The sequence below is a fragment of the Nocardioides pinisoli genome, assembly GCF_024199985.1.
In the GTDB taxonomy this organism is placed as follows: Bacteria; Actinomycetota; Actinomycetes; order Propionibacteriales; family Nocardioidaceae; genus Nocardioides; species Nocardioides pinisoli.
The window spans coordinates 724,373-737,714 of sequence record NZ_JANARS010000001.1 but is presented as its reverse complement, the minus strand read 5'-3'; the positions used below and the strand labels follow the sequence as shown (position 1 = coordinate 737,714).

The 13,342-nt window shown below is 73.5% G+C and carries 11 protein-coding genes; 2 read left to right on the top strand and 9 right to left on the bottom strand.

Annotated features, from left to right (window positions below):
* Positions 1-2: 2 nt before the first annotated feature.
* From NCI01_RS03505 to NCI01_RS03475, 7 genes are all read right to left on the bottom strand, one after another.
* On the bottom strand, positions 3-470 hold the full coding sequence (locus tag NCI01_RS03505) for an SRPBCC family protein (RefSeq protein WP_254180078.1): 468 nt from the start codon (positions 468-470) through the stop codon (positions 3-5).
* 291 nt (positions 471-761) lie between these two features.
* A complete protein-coding gene (locus NCI01_RS03500; protein ID WP_254180077.1) occupies positions 762-2,108 on the bottom strand; it encodes a dipeptidase in 1,347 nt (448 codons plus the stop codon).
* A gap of 121 nt (positions 2,109-2,229) precedes the next feature.
* Positions 2,230-3,036 (bottom strand): GNAT family N-acetyltransferase, encoded by an 807-nt coding sequence (locus NCI01_RS03495; RefSeq protein ID WP_254180076.1) that lies wholly within the window; start codon positions 3,034-3,036, stop codon positions 2,230-2,232.
* Positions 3,037-3,045: 9 nt separating this feature from the next.
* On the bottom strand, positions 3,046-5,463 hold the full coding sequence (locus tag NCI01_RS03490; RefSeq protein ID WP_254180075.1) for a phosphoketolase family protein: 2,418 nt from the start codon (positions 5,461-5,463) through the stop codon (positions 3,046-3,048).
* A 71-nt stretch (positions 5,464-5,534) separates the two neighbouring features.
* Positions 5,535-5,867 carry a sterol carrier family protein gene (locus NCI01_RS03485; RefSeq protein ID WP_254180074.1) on the bottom strand — a complete coding sequence of 111 codons (333 nt, stop codon included), beginning with the start codon at positions 5,865-5,867 and terminating at the stop codon, positions 5,535-5,537.
* A 100-nt stretch (positions 5,868-5,967) separates the two neighbouring features.
* Positions 5,968-6,795, bottom strand: coding sequence for an alpha/beta hydrolase (locus tag NCI01_RS03480; RefSeq protein WP_254180073.1), 828 nt, complete (start codon positions 6,793-6,795; stop codon positions 5,968-5,970).
* Positions 6,796-6,830: 35 nt separating this feature from the next.
* The gene (locus tag NCI01_RS03475) at positions 6,831-7,808 is read right to left on the bottom strand and encodes a helix-turn-helix transcriptional regulator (RefSeq protein WP_254180072.1); all 978 of its coding nucleotides are present in this window, start codon (positions 7,806-7,808) and stop codon (positions 6,831-6,833) included.
* 61 nt (positions 7,809-7,869) lie between these two features.
* Here NCI01_RS03475 and NCI01_RS03470 point away from each other — a divergent pair, with 61 nt between their 5' ends.
* Positions 7,870-8,895 carry an ABC transporter ATP-binding protein gene (locus tag NCI01_RS03470; RefSeq protein ID WP_254180071.1) on the top strand — a complete coding sequence of 342 codons (1,026 nt, stop codon included), beginning with the start codon at positions 7,870-7,872 and terminating at the stop codon, positions 8,893-8,895.
* The gene (locus tag NCI01_RS03465; protein WP_254180070.1) at positions 8,892-9,641 is read left to right on the top strand and encodes an ABC transporter permease; all 750 of its coding nucleotides are present in this window, start codon (positions 8,892-8,894) and stop codon (positions 9,639-9,641) included. The genes NCI01_RS03470 and NCI01_RS03465 overlap by 4 nt, the downstream gene beginning before the upstream one ends.
* Positions 9,642-9,777: 136 nt before the next feature.
* On the opposite strand, the gene purL is transcribed toward NCI01_RS03465, so the two are convergent.
* Together purL and NCI01_RS03455 are read right to left on the bottom strand one after the other, a co-directional pair.
* Positions 9,778-12,030 (bottom strand): phosphoribosylformylglycinamidine synthase subunit PurL, encoded by a 2,253-nt coding sequence (gene purL / locus NCI01_RS03460; RefSeq protein ID WP_254180193.1) that lies wholly within the window; start codon positions 12,028-12,030, stop codon positions 9,778-9,780.
* Positions 12,031-12,126: 96 nt separating this feature from the next.
* Positions 12,127-13,341, bottom strand: coding sequence for a hypothetical protein (locus NCI01_RS03455; RefSeq protein ID WP_254180069.1), 1,215 nt, complete (start codon positions 13,339-13,341; stop codon positions 12,127-12,129).
* Position 13,342 lies beyond the last annotated feature (1 nt).

Here is a 13,342-nt window from a genome sequence, read left to right as displayed (position 1 = left end):
GCCTAGGCCTCGCCCAGGTGCTTGAGCAGGTTGCGGGAGAAGACGGTGCCCATGTGCTTGACGACGCCCGCCATGACGCGCTCGACGGCGGGCCGGGCGAGGCCGGGGAGCGGCAGGTGGGTGGAGATCTGCAGGTCGATGCTGACCTCGGTGCCACCGCCGGCGGCGTCGGAGAGGTCGTAGGTGCCGTCGACCGCGGTCATCTCGTCGGGGCGCTCGGGGTCGTGGGTGAACACGATCCGGTCCTCGGGGTGGAGCTCCATCACCTCGGTGAACGTCGGCGCGACCGAGAGCCCCAGCACGGGGATGGTCGCCATCCGCCAGGTCCAGCGGTCGCCGTCGACGTGGATGCTGGTCACGTAGGGGGTGATCTGCGCGATCAGGTCGGCGTCGGTGAGGGCGGCCCACACCTCGCTGCGTGATGAGCGGAGCACGGCCGATGATCGGTCGCGAGCACGGAAGGTCGCCATGGGCGCGAGGCTACCGACGGCGCCCATACTCGGGACCACCCGGGCGAGCGGTGGGTCAGGCGGATTCCGGACGCGGAGAAGCCGCCTGGCGCACCGCGCGTACGACGACACGCCGGGGCGCGCGGTCGAGCGGTGCCTGAGGCGGGTCCCGGACGCGGAGAAGCCGCCTCACGCACCGCTCAGCGGACCGCGCGTACGACGACACGCCGGGGCGCGCGGTCGAGCGGTGCCTGAGGCGGGTCCCGGACGCGGAGAAGCCGCCTCACGCACCGCTCAGCGGGGCGCGCGTCGTCAGCGCGGCAGCTCGCCGAGGTTGCGGAGCAGCAGCGCCTCGGCCTTGACGACCTTCTCGAACTCGGCGAGGTGCAGGCCCTCGTTGGCGCCGTGGGCGCGGGTGTCGGGGTCCTCGACGCCGGTGACCAGCACGCTGGCCTGAGGAAACGCCTCGAGGAACTCGGCGATGAACGGGATCGAGCCGCCCACACCCATGTCGACCGGCGCAGTGCCGTCCCAGGCCTCGGCGAACGCGGCGCGCGCGGCGTCGTACGCCGGACCGCTGGCGTCGATCTGCGTCGCCTCGCCGGTGTCCACGATGGTCGTCGTCAGCGTGGCGCCCCAGGGGGTGTGCTTCTCGAGGTGCGCCTGGAGGCACTGGACGGCGTTGGCGGTCGTGTCGCCCGGCGCGATGCGCATGCTGATGCGGCAGCGCGCCGCGGGGACGAGGGTGTTGGACGCGCCCTCGACCTTGGGGGCGTCGAGGCCGGTGATGCTGATCGACGGCTTGGTCCAGAGGCGCTCGACGACCGAGCCGGAGCCGATCCACTCGATGCCCTCGGCGGCACCGGACTCGGCGCGGAGCCGGTCCTCGGGGTAGTCCACGTCGGCGGCGGGGCCGGAGTGCAGGCCCGCCACGGCGACGTTGCCGTCGTCGTCGTTGAGGGAGGCGATGACGCGGCTCAGCGTCATGATCGAGTCGGGGACGAGCCCGCCCCACATGCCGCTGTGCACGGCGTGGGTGAGGGTGCGGATCTCGACGTCCATCCGGACCAGGCCGCGCAGGGACGTGGTGAGGGCGGGCTCGCCGATGTCCCAGTTGCCGGAGTCGGCGATCACGATGACGTCGGCCTCGAGGCGGTCCTTGTAGGTGTTGAGCAGGTCGACCAGGGTGTCGGAGCCGACCTCCTCCTCGCCCTCGATGAACATCACCAGGTTGACCGGCAGGTCGTCGCCGAAGATCCGGACCGCGCCGAGGTGGGCGGCGATGCCTGCCTTGTCGTCGGCGGCGCCCCGGCCGTAGAGGCGGTCTCCACGCTCGGTCGGCTCCCACGGCGGGGAGTCCCAGTCGGCGTGGTCGTTCTCGGGCTGGACGTCGTGGTGGGCGTAGAGCAGCACCGTGGGGGCGCCCTCGGGGCCGGCCTTCTTCGCGATGACCGCCGGCGGCGCACCGTCGTGGGCACGGACGATCTCGCACTCGAAGCCCTCGGCCGCGAACAGGTCGCGGGTGGCCTCGGCGCTTCGCTCGACCTCACCGGCGCGGGCCGGGTCGGCGGAGACGGACTGGATGCGGACCAGGTCCTCGAGGTCGCGGCGGATGCCGGGCATGACCTCGGCGAGGCGTGCGGAGATGTCGACAGTCATGTCACGACCCTAGCCGGGAGCGACGGAGTCGCTCGCGGCGTGGGTCGGGACGTCGAGCGAGCGGGCGACCAAGCTCGCGAGGTCGCGACCGCGGGTCGAGACCAGGCCGTAGGTGCGCCGGTCAACCGTCGAGCGACGACCGGTCGCCGTGCCGGCGCTCCAGCATCAGCTGGCGCTCGGTGTCTGCGAAGCCGAGGCGTCGGTAGATCCCGATGGCCTCGCCGTCGTCGTCGGCGACGATGACGAGCGTGCGCGCACCGAGGTGCTCGAGGGCGTGGCGACCGGCCGCGTGGACGGCCGCGGCCGCCAGCCCCTTGCGCCGGTGGGCCGTGTGGGTCTCGACGCTCTGGAAGCGCGCGACGCCCTCCTCGGTGGTGAAGACGGCGGCGGTGCTGACGACCTCGTTGTCGACGAAGACGCCGAACCTGGTGCCGCGGCCGGCGTCGATGAGCGCCTGCTCCTGCACGTTGCGGCCGCGGGCGAACGTCAGGTGCGACTCCACGTCGTCGCGCTCCTCGATCGCGGCGCTCAGCCGGGCGCGGCTCTCCCAGTCGGACGCGGACCGCAGCGGGCGGACCTCGGCATCCACGTCGCGGGGCGGCTGCAGGGCGGAGGCGGTGAGCACGGCCGCCACGTCGACCACGAGCCCGGCCGCCTCGAAGCCGGCGCTCGACTCCGGGGCGAGGTCGGGGGTGTCGATGCCGATGCTGACGTGGCGCGCGTCGGGGAACTCGGCGTGGAAGGCGCCGACCACCTCCCGCTCGCCGCCGAGCACGGGCGGCTCGGCGAGGAGGATGAAGTTGCCCCAGTGGTAGGTCGGGTTGGCCGGCGTGCGGACCACGAGGTGGGTGCCGCGGTCCTCCACGGTGCTGCCGGACGCGGTCAGCAGGGCGAGGTCGGTGCGGAAGCCGAGCGAGGTCACATCCATGGGCGCAGGCTAGAGGTTGTCTGCGCCCGTGTCGGGGTCGGCCGTGGTGGACGGCGATTCACCGCGCTCGGGGTCGGCGCCGACGTCCCACCGCCAGTCGCGCACCTCGGGCAGGTCGTCGCCGTACGTGCGCGTCCACGCCCGCGCCCGCCGGCGGGTGTCCCCCATCAGCTGGCGCAGGCCGGCCGCGCGCGAACCGAGGCCGGGGACGCGGTCGATGACGTCCATGACCAGGTGGTAGCGGTCGGTGTCGTTCATCATCACCATGTCGAAGGGCGTGGTGGTGGTGCCCTCCTCCTTGTAGCCGCGCACGTGGATGTTGTCGTGGTTGGTGCGGCGGTAGGTCAGCCGGTGGATCAGCCACGGATAGCCGTGGTAGGCGAAGATGACCGGCTTGTCGGTCGTGAACACGGTGTCGAAGTCGCGGTGGCTGAGCCCGTGGGGGTGCTCGGCCTCGTCCTGCAGGCGCATCAGGTCGACGACGTTGACGAAGCGGACCCGCAGGTCGGGGAGGTGCTCGCGCAGGAGCGAGACCGCCGCCAGCGCCTCGAGGGTCGGTACGTCGCCCGCTGCCGCCACGACGACGTCGGGGTCGCCCTCGTCGTTGGACGCCCAGTCCCAGATGCCCAGCCCGCGGGCGCAGTGGTGGTCGGCGGCCTCGGCGTCGAGCCAGTCGAAGCTCGGCTGCTTGCCGGACACCACGACGTTGACGTAGTGCTCGCTCTCCAGGCAGTGCGCCATCGTCGACAGCAGGGTGTTGGCGTCCGGCGGCAGGTAGACACGTACGACCTCGGCCTTCTTGTTGACCACGTGGTCGATGAAGCCGGGGTCCTGGTGGGAGAAGCCGTTGTGGTCCTGGCGCCACACGTGCGAGCTGAGCAGGTAGTTGAGGCTCGCGATGCGGGGACGCCACTCGATCTCGCGGGTGGTCTTGAGCCACTTCGCGTGCTGGTTGAGCATCGAGTCGACGAGGTGGATGAACGCCTCGTAGCAGCTGAAGAGCCCGTGCCGGCCGGTGAGCAGGTAGCCCTCGAGCCAGCCCTGGCAGGTGTGCTCGGAGAGGATCTCGACCACGCGTCCCGAGTGGGCGAGGTGCTCGTCGACGTCGGCGAGCTCGCCCGCCCAGACCTTGTCGGTCACCTCGTAGACCGCGTCGAGGCGGTTGGACGCGGTCTCGTCGGGGCCGAAGATGCGGAAGTTGGTGTCGTTGTCGCGCACCACGCCGACCAGCCACTGGCCCAGCACGCGGGTCGGCTCGTGGATCGATGCGCCCGGGCGCTCCACCTCGACCGCGCTCCCGCGCCAGTCGGGCAGCCGGAGCGGCCGCTTGAGCAGCCCGCCGTTGGCGTGCGGGTTGGCACTCATCCGCCGGGGGCCGGACGGGGCCTGGCGGCGCACCGACTCGACGGGCCGGCCGTCGTCGCCGAAGAGCTCGTCGGGGGCGTAGGACCGCAGCCACTCCTCGAGCTGCGCGCGGTGCTCGTCGTTCTCCCGCGTCCCGGCGAGCGGCACCTGGTGCGCGCGCCACGTGCCCTCGACCGGCTTGCCGTCGACCTCCGCCGGGCCGGTCCACCCCTTCGGCGTGACGAGCAGGATCATCGGCCACGGCCCGCGCTCGACGTCGCCGTCCTCGCGGGCGGCGCGCCAGGTCTCGCGGATCATGTCGTGGGCCTCGTCGAGCGCGGCCGCCATCTGCCGGTGGACGTCCGTCGGGTCGTCGCCCTCGACGGTGATCACGTGGTGGCCGTAGCCGCGCAGCAGGCTCTCGAGCTCCTCGCGCGGCATGCGGGCGGGGATGGTCGGGTTGGCGATCTTCCAGCCGTTGAGGCTGAGGATCGGCAGCACCGCGCCGTCGTGGACCGGGTCGACGAACTTGTTGCCGTGCCAGCTCGCCGCCAGCGGACCGGTCTCGAACTCGCCGTCGCCGACCACCGCGGTCACCACGAGGTCGGGGTTGTCCATCGCGGCGCCGTAGGCGTGGGAGAGGACGTAGCCCAGCTCGCCGCCCTCGTGGATCGAACCGGGCGTCTCCGGCGCGACGTGGCTGGGGATGCCGCCGGGGAAGGAGAACTGCCGGAACAGCCGCGCCATCCCGTCGCGGTCGTCGCCGATCGCTGGGAACACCTCGGAGTAGGTGCCCTCCAGCCACGCGTTGGCGACCGCCGCAGGGCCGCCGTGACCCGGCCCGCAGAGGATGATCGCGTCGACGTCGCGCTCGCGGATCAGCCGGTTGAGGTGGGTCCAGACCAGGTTGAGGCCGGGTGTCGTGCCCCAGTGGCCGAGCAGCCTGGGCTTGATGTCCTCGCGCTCGAGCGGACGCTCGAGGAGCGGGTTGTCGAGCAGGTAGATCTGCCCGACGGAGAGGTAGTTGGCCGCGCGGAACCAGAGGTCGAGGTCGCGGACCTGGTCATCGGTGAGGGACGCCATGCCCCTTCGTACCGGAAAGCGGCGCCGGTGCGCATCCCCTGTCCGTGCCCGGGTGCGGGGTCAGAGGGGGGTCAGAGGGGGAGGTAGGGCGAGAGGTCGGTGCGCTCGCCGCTCGCCGCGATCCGGCCGGAGTCGAGCGCCTCGGCCCACGTCGTACGCCCGGTGGCGAGGGCCAGCCACGTCTCGCCGTCGGTCTCCACGACCGCCGGTGGCGTGCCGCGGGTGTGGCGCACGCCCGGCACGACCTGCACAGCCGCGAAGGGCGGCACCCGGACCTCGACCGAACGCCCGGGGGCACGCACCTCGAGGACGGCCAGGTAGTGCTTGACCAGCGCCCGGGTGTCGCCGGCGGCCTCGGCCGTCGCGAGCTGGTCGGGGCTGAGGACCTTGAGTCGGGCGGGCACGGAACGAGGCTAGACCCGCACCGTGCAGGCAGTTCGCGCCAGGTCGGCGGCCGGTGAGCGTGGACCGGCGCCGCGGACGTCCGAACTGCCTTCCTGGTGCTCACCCGATGGCGTCGAGCACCTCCACGCAGGCGGCCCAGGCGTCGCTGCCGGTGTCGATGACGCCGAAGTGGCCGCCGGTGACCTCGACGAGCGTTGCGTCCGCGCCTGCCGCCGTCGCGGACTCGACGTAGGCCTCGGCCTGGCTGAAGGGCACCGTGTCGTCGTCGCGGGCGTGGACGACCCAGACCGGGACGTCGAGGGGCACCTGGGTGAGCGGGTCGGCCTGCTCGTACGCCGCCTCGTCGGCGTCGCCGAGGAAGGCGAGCGCAGCGTCGTCGCCGAGGTGGTCGGCGACCGCCGCCCGCAGGTCGAGCACGCCGGCCTGGCTGACGACGTGGGTGACGGGCGGGCCGTCGGCCCACCTGGCGAAGCGACCGCGGGCGCCCGCCCAGGTGGCGAGGTGCCCGCCCGCGGAGTGACCGAGCGTGACGACCGGGCCTCGGGCGTCGGCGGCGACCGCCCCGATGGCGGCGTGGACGTCGTCGAGCGTGGCGGGGAAACCGCCGCCGTTGCCGACCCGGCGGTACTCCACGTTGGCGGCCGTCCACCCGCGCGCGACCAGGTCCTCGGCGAGGGGCGCGCCGTAGTCGGCGCCGTACTGGGCCTTCCAGAAGCCGCCGTGGATGACGACCACCAGCCCGCGGCTGGTGCCGCTCGGGGTGTGGAGGTCGACCCACTGGCTCGGGTCGTCGCCGTAGGTGATCCGCTCGGTGCTCGCTGCGTCGGCCATGGCGTCCACCCTGCCCGACCGGTCGTCGGAGCAGGCGGCGAAGGCAGCCGGGACGAGGCCCAGCGCCGGGAGGGCGAGCAGTGTTCGTCGTCGCACGGCAAGGGTTCGGAGCCGGGCGCCAGATCGCTCGGTCACGTGCCGGACCGCGGGCCGGGCCCATCCGAGGTGACGCGGGCGAAGCGCGCGGCCACCTCGGCGACACTGTCCGCCAGCTCGGGCGGCGACTCGACGACGAAGTCGGCCCCCGAGCTGGCGAGCACCATCACCGGCCAGTGGAGGTCGTCGACGTTCATCTCCAGCAGGCAGCCGTCGCCGTCCGCGGTGACCGTGCCCCACCGGCCCACCTGGGGGGTCAGCTCGTCGGCCGGCATCGCCAGCCGGACGCGTACGGCGTGGCGCTGGGGCATCCGGCGGATGCCCTGCTGCACGAAGGCGAGGGCGTCGTCGGCCGGCAGCTCGCGCGGACGGAAGCGCTGGCCGGTGGGCTCGGGGGCCGTGATGCGGTCGAGCCGGAAGCTGCGCCAGTCGGTGCGGTCGCGGTCCCAGGCGACGAGGTACCACCGGCGGCCGAGGGAGACGAGCCGGAGCGGCTCGACGCGGCGGTGGCTCACCTCGGCCTCCCGGGCGGTGTAGTCGAAGCGCAGCAGCTCGCTGTCCCGGCAGGCCTGCGCGAGCGTGGTAAGCACGGTCGCGTCGACGACCGGGGCGCCCTCCCACGGGCCGGGCGAGTCCGTCTGCGAGGCGACGGCGTCCATCTGCCGGCGCAGGCGGGGCGGCATCAGGGACAGCACCTTCGACAGCGCCTGCACCGACCGGTCGTCCGTGCCGGCGACCGCACCGACCGCCGCCGTGCGGAGGCCGACGGCGATCGCGACCGCCTCCTCGTCCTCGAGCAGGAGCGGCGGCAGCGACCCCCCGGCGCGCAGCTGGTAGCCGCCGGCCGCGCCCCGCACGGCGTCGACCGTGTAGCCGAGGTCGCGGAGCCGGTCGACGTCGCGGCGCAGCGTGCGGGGGCTCACCTCGAGCCGCTCGGACAGCTCGGGGCCCGGCCAGTAGCGGTGGGTCTGGAGCAGCGACAGCAGCCGCAGCATCCGTTCGCTCGTGCTCATGGATACAGATTAGCTCGGAATGCGGCCAGGAACTGACCGCATGGCTCCCTACCGTCGTGCCATGACCTACCACCACCACACAGGACCGGCGATCGTGACGCGTGGCCTGACCCGCCACTTCACCTCGCGCAAGCAGACCGTCGAGGCCGTCCAGGGCCTCGACCTCGAGATCGGGCAGGGCGAGCTCGTCGCCTTCCTGGGCCCGAACGGCGCCGGGAAGTCGACCACCCTGCGCATGCTGACCACCCTCATCCCGCCCACCGCCGGGTCGGCGAGCGTCGCCGGGCACGACGTCGTCACCGCCCAGCGCGACGTACGCCGCGCGATCGGCTTCGTCGGCCAGGGCAACGGCGCCGGGCACCGCCAGCTCGGCCGCGACGAGCTCATCAGCCAGGGCCGCGCCCACGGGCTGTCGCGCGCCGACGCCCGCCGCCGGGCGGCCGAGCTGGTCGAGGACCTCGACCTCGCCGCGGTCGCCGACCGCAAGGTGTCGTCGCTGTCGGGCGGCCAGCGCCGTCGGCTCGACATCGCGATGGGGCTCGTCCACCTCCCCCGCGTGCTGTTCCTCGACGAGCCCTCGACCGGCCTCGACCCGCAGAACCGCGCCAACCTGCAGGAGCTGATCCGGCGGCTGCACGCCGAGAGCGGGAGCACTGTGGTGCTGACGACGCACTACCTCGAGGAGGCCGACGCGCTGGCCGGCCGCGTGGTCGTCGTCGACCACGGCCGGGTGATCGCCGACGACACCGCGGCGCGGCTCAAGAGCGGGCTCGGCGACCTGGTGCGGCTCGGCTTCGGCTCGCCCGGCGACGCCGCTCGGGCCGCGGCCCGGCTCGAGCGGGTGCCCGACGCCCGCATCGAGGTCGACGGTCCCTCGCTCGACCTGCGCGTCAAGGACGGCTCGGCCCTGGTCGGCGAGCTGCTCGCCGACCTGACCGCGGACGGCGTACCCCCGTCCCGGGTGGAGGTCGCGCGGCCCACCCTCGACGACGTCTTCCTCGACCTCACCGGTCGCAGCCTCCGCGAGACGCAGTCCACCGACTCCCCCACCGGCTCCACCGAGATCGAGAGCGAGGTCGCAGCATGAGCACCTTCGTGCAGGACACCGTCAACGTGATGAACCGCGAGCTCAAGCCCGTGTGGCGCGAGCCGATGGCCGTCGTCTTCGCGATGATCCAGCCGCTGGTCTTCCTCGGCCTCTTCGCGCCGCTGCTCCCGGAGATGGCCGCGGGTGACTCCGCGCTCCAGTGGTTCGTGCCCGGCATCGTGGCGATGACCGCCTTGATGGGGGCGTCGTTCACCGGCGCCAACCTGATGGAGGAGATGCAGTCCGGCTCGCACGAGCGCCAGCTCGTCTCGCCGCTGGGCCGTCCGGCGCTGCTCGTCGGACGCGCGCTGAAGGAGGTCGTGCCGATGCTGATGCAGGTCGCGATCATCGTCCTCGTGGTCACGCCGTTCAGCTTCGACCTGCACCTCGGCGGCGTGCTGGCGGCGGCGCTGGTGCTGTCGCTCTTCAGCATCGGCATCGGGGCGCTGTCGTTCGCCCTCGCGCTGGCGTCGAAGGGCGAGGACTGGATGTTCTGGACGATCCAGCAGACGCTGCTCTTCCCCGCCCTCCTCACCGCCGGCGTGCTGCTGCCGGTCGACGGGGCACCGCGCTGGCTCGAGGTGGTCTCGATGCTCAACCCGATGACGTACGTCGTCGACGCGACGCGCGCGCTCTTCGCCGGCACCTTCCCGGTCGACGTCGTGGCCCAGGGCGTGCTCGGCGCCGGGATCGTCGCGGCCCTCGGGCTCGCCGTCGGGGTCCGGGCGATGCGCCGCTCGAGCTGAGGGACTGCCTGCTGGGGCGGTCACCGGATATCCGGTGACCGCCCCACTTACAGGTACAGATCTCTACCTATAAGCGGGGGACTCACCGGATATCCGGTGACTCCTGGGACGCCTGAGGTGCGCGCGAGGGGGCAGGTCAGCGGCCGAGGACCGCCGGCATGGTCGCGCGCCAGGCCGACGCGGCCTCGGCGACGGGCAGGTCGAAGACGCCCTCGACCGACATGGTGTCGCCGCCGGTGCGCCCGAGGGGCGTGAGGGGTACGCCGTGGCGCTCGGCGAGCGCGAGCAGGGCGTCGACCTGCTCGTCGGTCACCGTGACCAGCGCGCGTGCCGTGGACTCGGAGAAGAGATCGACGAACGGGTCGCCGGGCAGCGCGACCGAGACGCCGATGCCGGAGCAGAAGGTCGACTCGGCGAGCGCGATCGCCAGGCCGCCGTCGGAGAGGTCGTGGGCGCTGGTGACGACGCCGTCGCGGGCGGCGTCGTGCAGCAGCGCGGCGAGCGCCTGCTCGGCCGCGAGGTCGAGCGCCGGGGGCCGCCCGCCGAGGTGGCCGTGCACGACGTGGGCCCACTCCGAGCCGGAGAGCTCCTCGCGCGTCTCGCCGAGCAGGAAGACCCGCTCGTCCGGCGCGCCGAAGCCGGTCGGCGTACGCCGGGTGACGTCGTCGATCACGCCGAGGACCGCCACGACCGGGGTCGGCAGGATCGCCGTCTCGCCGGTCTGGTTGTAGAGGCTGACGTTGCCGCCGGTGACCGGGATGCCGAGCTCGAGGCACGCGTCCTTGAGCCCGCGGCACGCCTCGGCGAACTGCCACATCACGTCGGGGTCCTCGGGCGAGCCGAAGTTGAGGCAGTCCGACACCGCGAGCGGGCGGGCACCGCCGGTGGCGACGTTGCGGTAGGACTCGGCCAGCGCGAGCTGGGCCCCGGTGTAGGGGTCGAGCTTGGCGAAGCGGCCGTTGCAGTCGGTGGACACCGAGACGCCGAGGTTGGTGTCGGCGTCGACGCGGACCATGCCGGAGTCGGCCGGCTGCGCCAGGACGGTGTTGCCCTGGACGTAGCGGTCGTACTGGTCGGTGATCCACGACTTGTCGCAGAGGTTGGGCGAGGCGACGAGGCGGAGCAGCGTGTCGCGCAGCTCCTCGCCGCTCGACGGACGCGCGAGAGCCTCGGCACCGTCGGCCTGGAGCGCGTCCTGCCAGTCGGGGCGGGCGAAGGGACGCTGGTAGGTCGGCCCGTCGTGCGCCACCGACCGCGGGGGTACGTCGACGACGCGCTCGCCGTGCCAGTCGATGTGCAGGCGCCCGGTGTCAGTCACCTCGCCGACCACGACGGCCTCGACGTCCCACTTCTCGCAGATCGCCATGAAGGCCTCGACGTCGGCGGGCTCGACGACCGCCATCATCCGCTCCTGCGACTCGCTCATGAGGATCTCCTCGGGAGCGAGCGTGGAGTCGCGCAGCGGGACCCGGTCGAGCTCGACGTGCATGCCGCCGTCACCGGCGGAGGCGAGCTCGGAGGTCGCACAGGAGAGACCTGCGCCGCCGAGGTCCTGGATGCCGGCGATCACGCCCGCGGCGAAGAGCTCGAGGGTGCACTCGATGAGCAGCTTCTCCATGAACGGGTCGCCGACCTGCACGCTGGGCCGCTTGGCCGGACCCCCGGTGCCGTCGGAATGGGCGTCGAAGGTCTCGGACGCGAGGACCGAGACGCCGCCGATGCCGTCGCCGCCGGTGCGGGCACCGTAGAGCACCACCTGGTTGCCGGAGCCCGACGCCTTGGCCAGGTGGAGGTCCTCGTGGCGCAGCACGCCGACGCACAGCGCGTTGACCAGCGGGTTGCCGGCGTAGGTCTCGTCGAAGACCGCCTCGCCGCCGATGTTGGGCAGGCCGAGGCAGTTGCCGTAGCCGCCGACGCCGGCCACGATCCCGGGCAGCACGCGTGCGGTGTCGGGGGCGTCGAGCGGGCCGAAGCGCAGCGGGTCCATCACCGCGACCGGGCGGGCGCCCATCGCGAGGATGTCGCGGACGATGCCGCCGACGCCGGTCGCCGCGCCCTGGTAGGGCTCGACGAACGACGGGTGGTTGTGGCTCTCGACCTTGAAGGTGACGGCGTAGCCCTGGCCGATGTCGAGCACGCCGGCGTTCTCGCCGATGCCGGCGAGCATCTTGCCGACCGGGGTCTCCTGCGGGATCTCGCCGAACTGCTTGAGGTGCACCTTGGTGGACTTGTAGGAGCAGTGCTCGCTCCACATCACGCTGTACATCGCCAGCTCGGAGCTCGTCGGGCGACGGCCGAGGATCTCGCGGATCCGGGCGTACTCGTCGGCCTTGAGGCCGAGGTCGGCCCACGGCTGCTCGCGCTCGGCGTCGGCGGCCGCGAGGGCCACCGTGTCGAGGGTGCTGGTCGCGCCGGAGGTCGTGAGACCGGCGCTGGCGGGGGATGCGGACTGCGGGGCGGCGCTCGTGTCGGGCACGGCGCCAATCTACCGGCGGTGCTCCCCCACCGGGCCGCCGGGAGCCGCCTCGTGGACGGGGGCGACCTCGGGCTCGTCACTCCGGTCGCGCTCGTCGCTCTCGTCCCGCTCGGCGCGGCGGGAGTCCCTGCCCGCGGACCTCGAGCCCTGGGCCTCGCGCCGGGTCTCGCGCTGGGGCCCGCGCGCCGCCTCCCGCTCGGCCTTGCGGGCCGCCCGCTCCGCGCGCTTCTGCTCCAGCGCGGCGCGCTTGGCCTCACGCGCCGCCTCCTTCTCGCGTGCCGCGCGCGCGGCGGACTCCTCGGAAGCCGTCCGTTCGACCCGCGGGGCCGTCACCCGCGCCGGAGCGCCGCGGCCACCTGCCGTGCCGCGCGACGTCGTCCCGGCGCGCGCGGCCATGCCGCCGGCGGCCATCCCGCCGACCGGAGGGGCGCCCGCCGCCGGGAGCCGCGCGTCAGCGCCGCGACGCCCCAGGGCCCGGCCCGCGGCACTCGCTGCCAGCGACGTCAGCCCGGCCGCGGAGAGATCGGTCAGGTCGGGGACGGACACCGCGACCGGGGCGAGCGGCGGCAGACCGGAGACGCCCGCCGAGACCCCCGCCGAGACCCCCGCCTGGGCGGATCCGGGCACCGACGTCGTGGCCGGCGCTGCGAACGTGCCGACACCGGACTCCTCGACGCCCGGGCCGCCGAGGAACCCCGGGAAGGCGCCACCGGTGAGCGCCAGGAGCTCGGTGCGCACCGTCACGAGCTCGGCGCGGGCCGCACGGAGGCGGGCGCTCTCCTGGTCGAGCGACACCGTCAGCCGGCGACGGATGTCGTCGGTCTCGGCCTGGCCGCGGTCGACCTTGCCGCGCTCGTCGTCCTCGGTGGGCTTGAAGACCAGGTGCCGCGACTCCCCGACCACCTCGTGGGGCACCGCCGCGACCGTGGCCCAGGCCCGGTCGAGCTCCTTCTGCGTCGAGGTCATGACCTCGGCGGACGCGCGCAGGCAGTCGGCGACGATGTCGGCCAGGGTGGTGAAGCGGTCGAGGTGGGCGAGCACCTGACGGCGGTGCTGCTCGTAGCTCTCCGCCGAGGCCGCGTCCCAGCCCTCGGTGGCGCGTCGGGCCGCGTCGACCAGCTCGTCGCCGCGTCGCGCCACCAGCGCACCGACCTCGGTCCACCGCTGGGCGGCGGCCTCGAGCGGCCGGACGTCGGCTCGCAGCTCCCACGGGTTGGCCGGCACG

Coding starts and splice junctions, on each gene's coding strand:
- NCI01_RS03505 (WP_254180078.1), bottom strand. CDS start 470: ATGGCGACCTTCCGTGCTCGCGACCGATCATCGGCCGTGCTCCGCTCA.
- NCI01_RS03500 (WP_254180077.1), bottom strand. CDS start 2,108: ATGACTGTCGACATCTCCGCACGCCTCGCCGAGGTCATGCCCGGCATC.
- NCI01_RS03495 (WP_254180076.1), bottom strand. CDS start 3,036: ATGGATGTGACCTCGCTCGGCTTCCGCACCGACCTCGCCCTGCTGACC.
- NCI01_RS03490 (WP_254180075.1), bottom strand. CDS start 5,463: ATGGCGTCCCTCACCGATGACCAGGTCCGCGACCTCGACCTCTGGTTC.
- NCI01_RS03475 (WP_254180072.1), bottom strand. CDS start 7,808: ATGAGCACGAGCGAACGGATGCTGCGGCTGCTGTCGCTGCTCCAGACC.
- NCI01_RS03470 (WP_254180071.1), top strand. CDS start 7,870: ATGACCTACCACCACCACACAGGACCGGCGATCGTGACGCGTGGCCTG.
- NCI01_RS03465 (WP_254180070.1), top strand. CDS start 8,892: ATGAGCACCTTCGTGCAGGACACCGTCAACGTGATGAACCGCGAGCTC.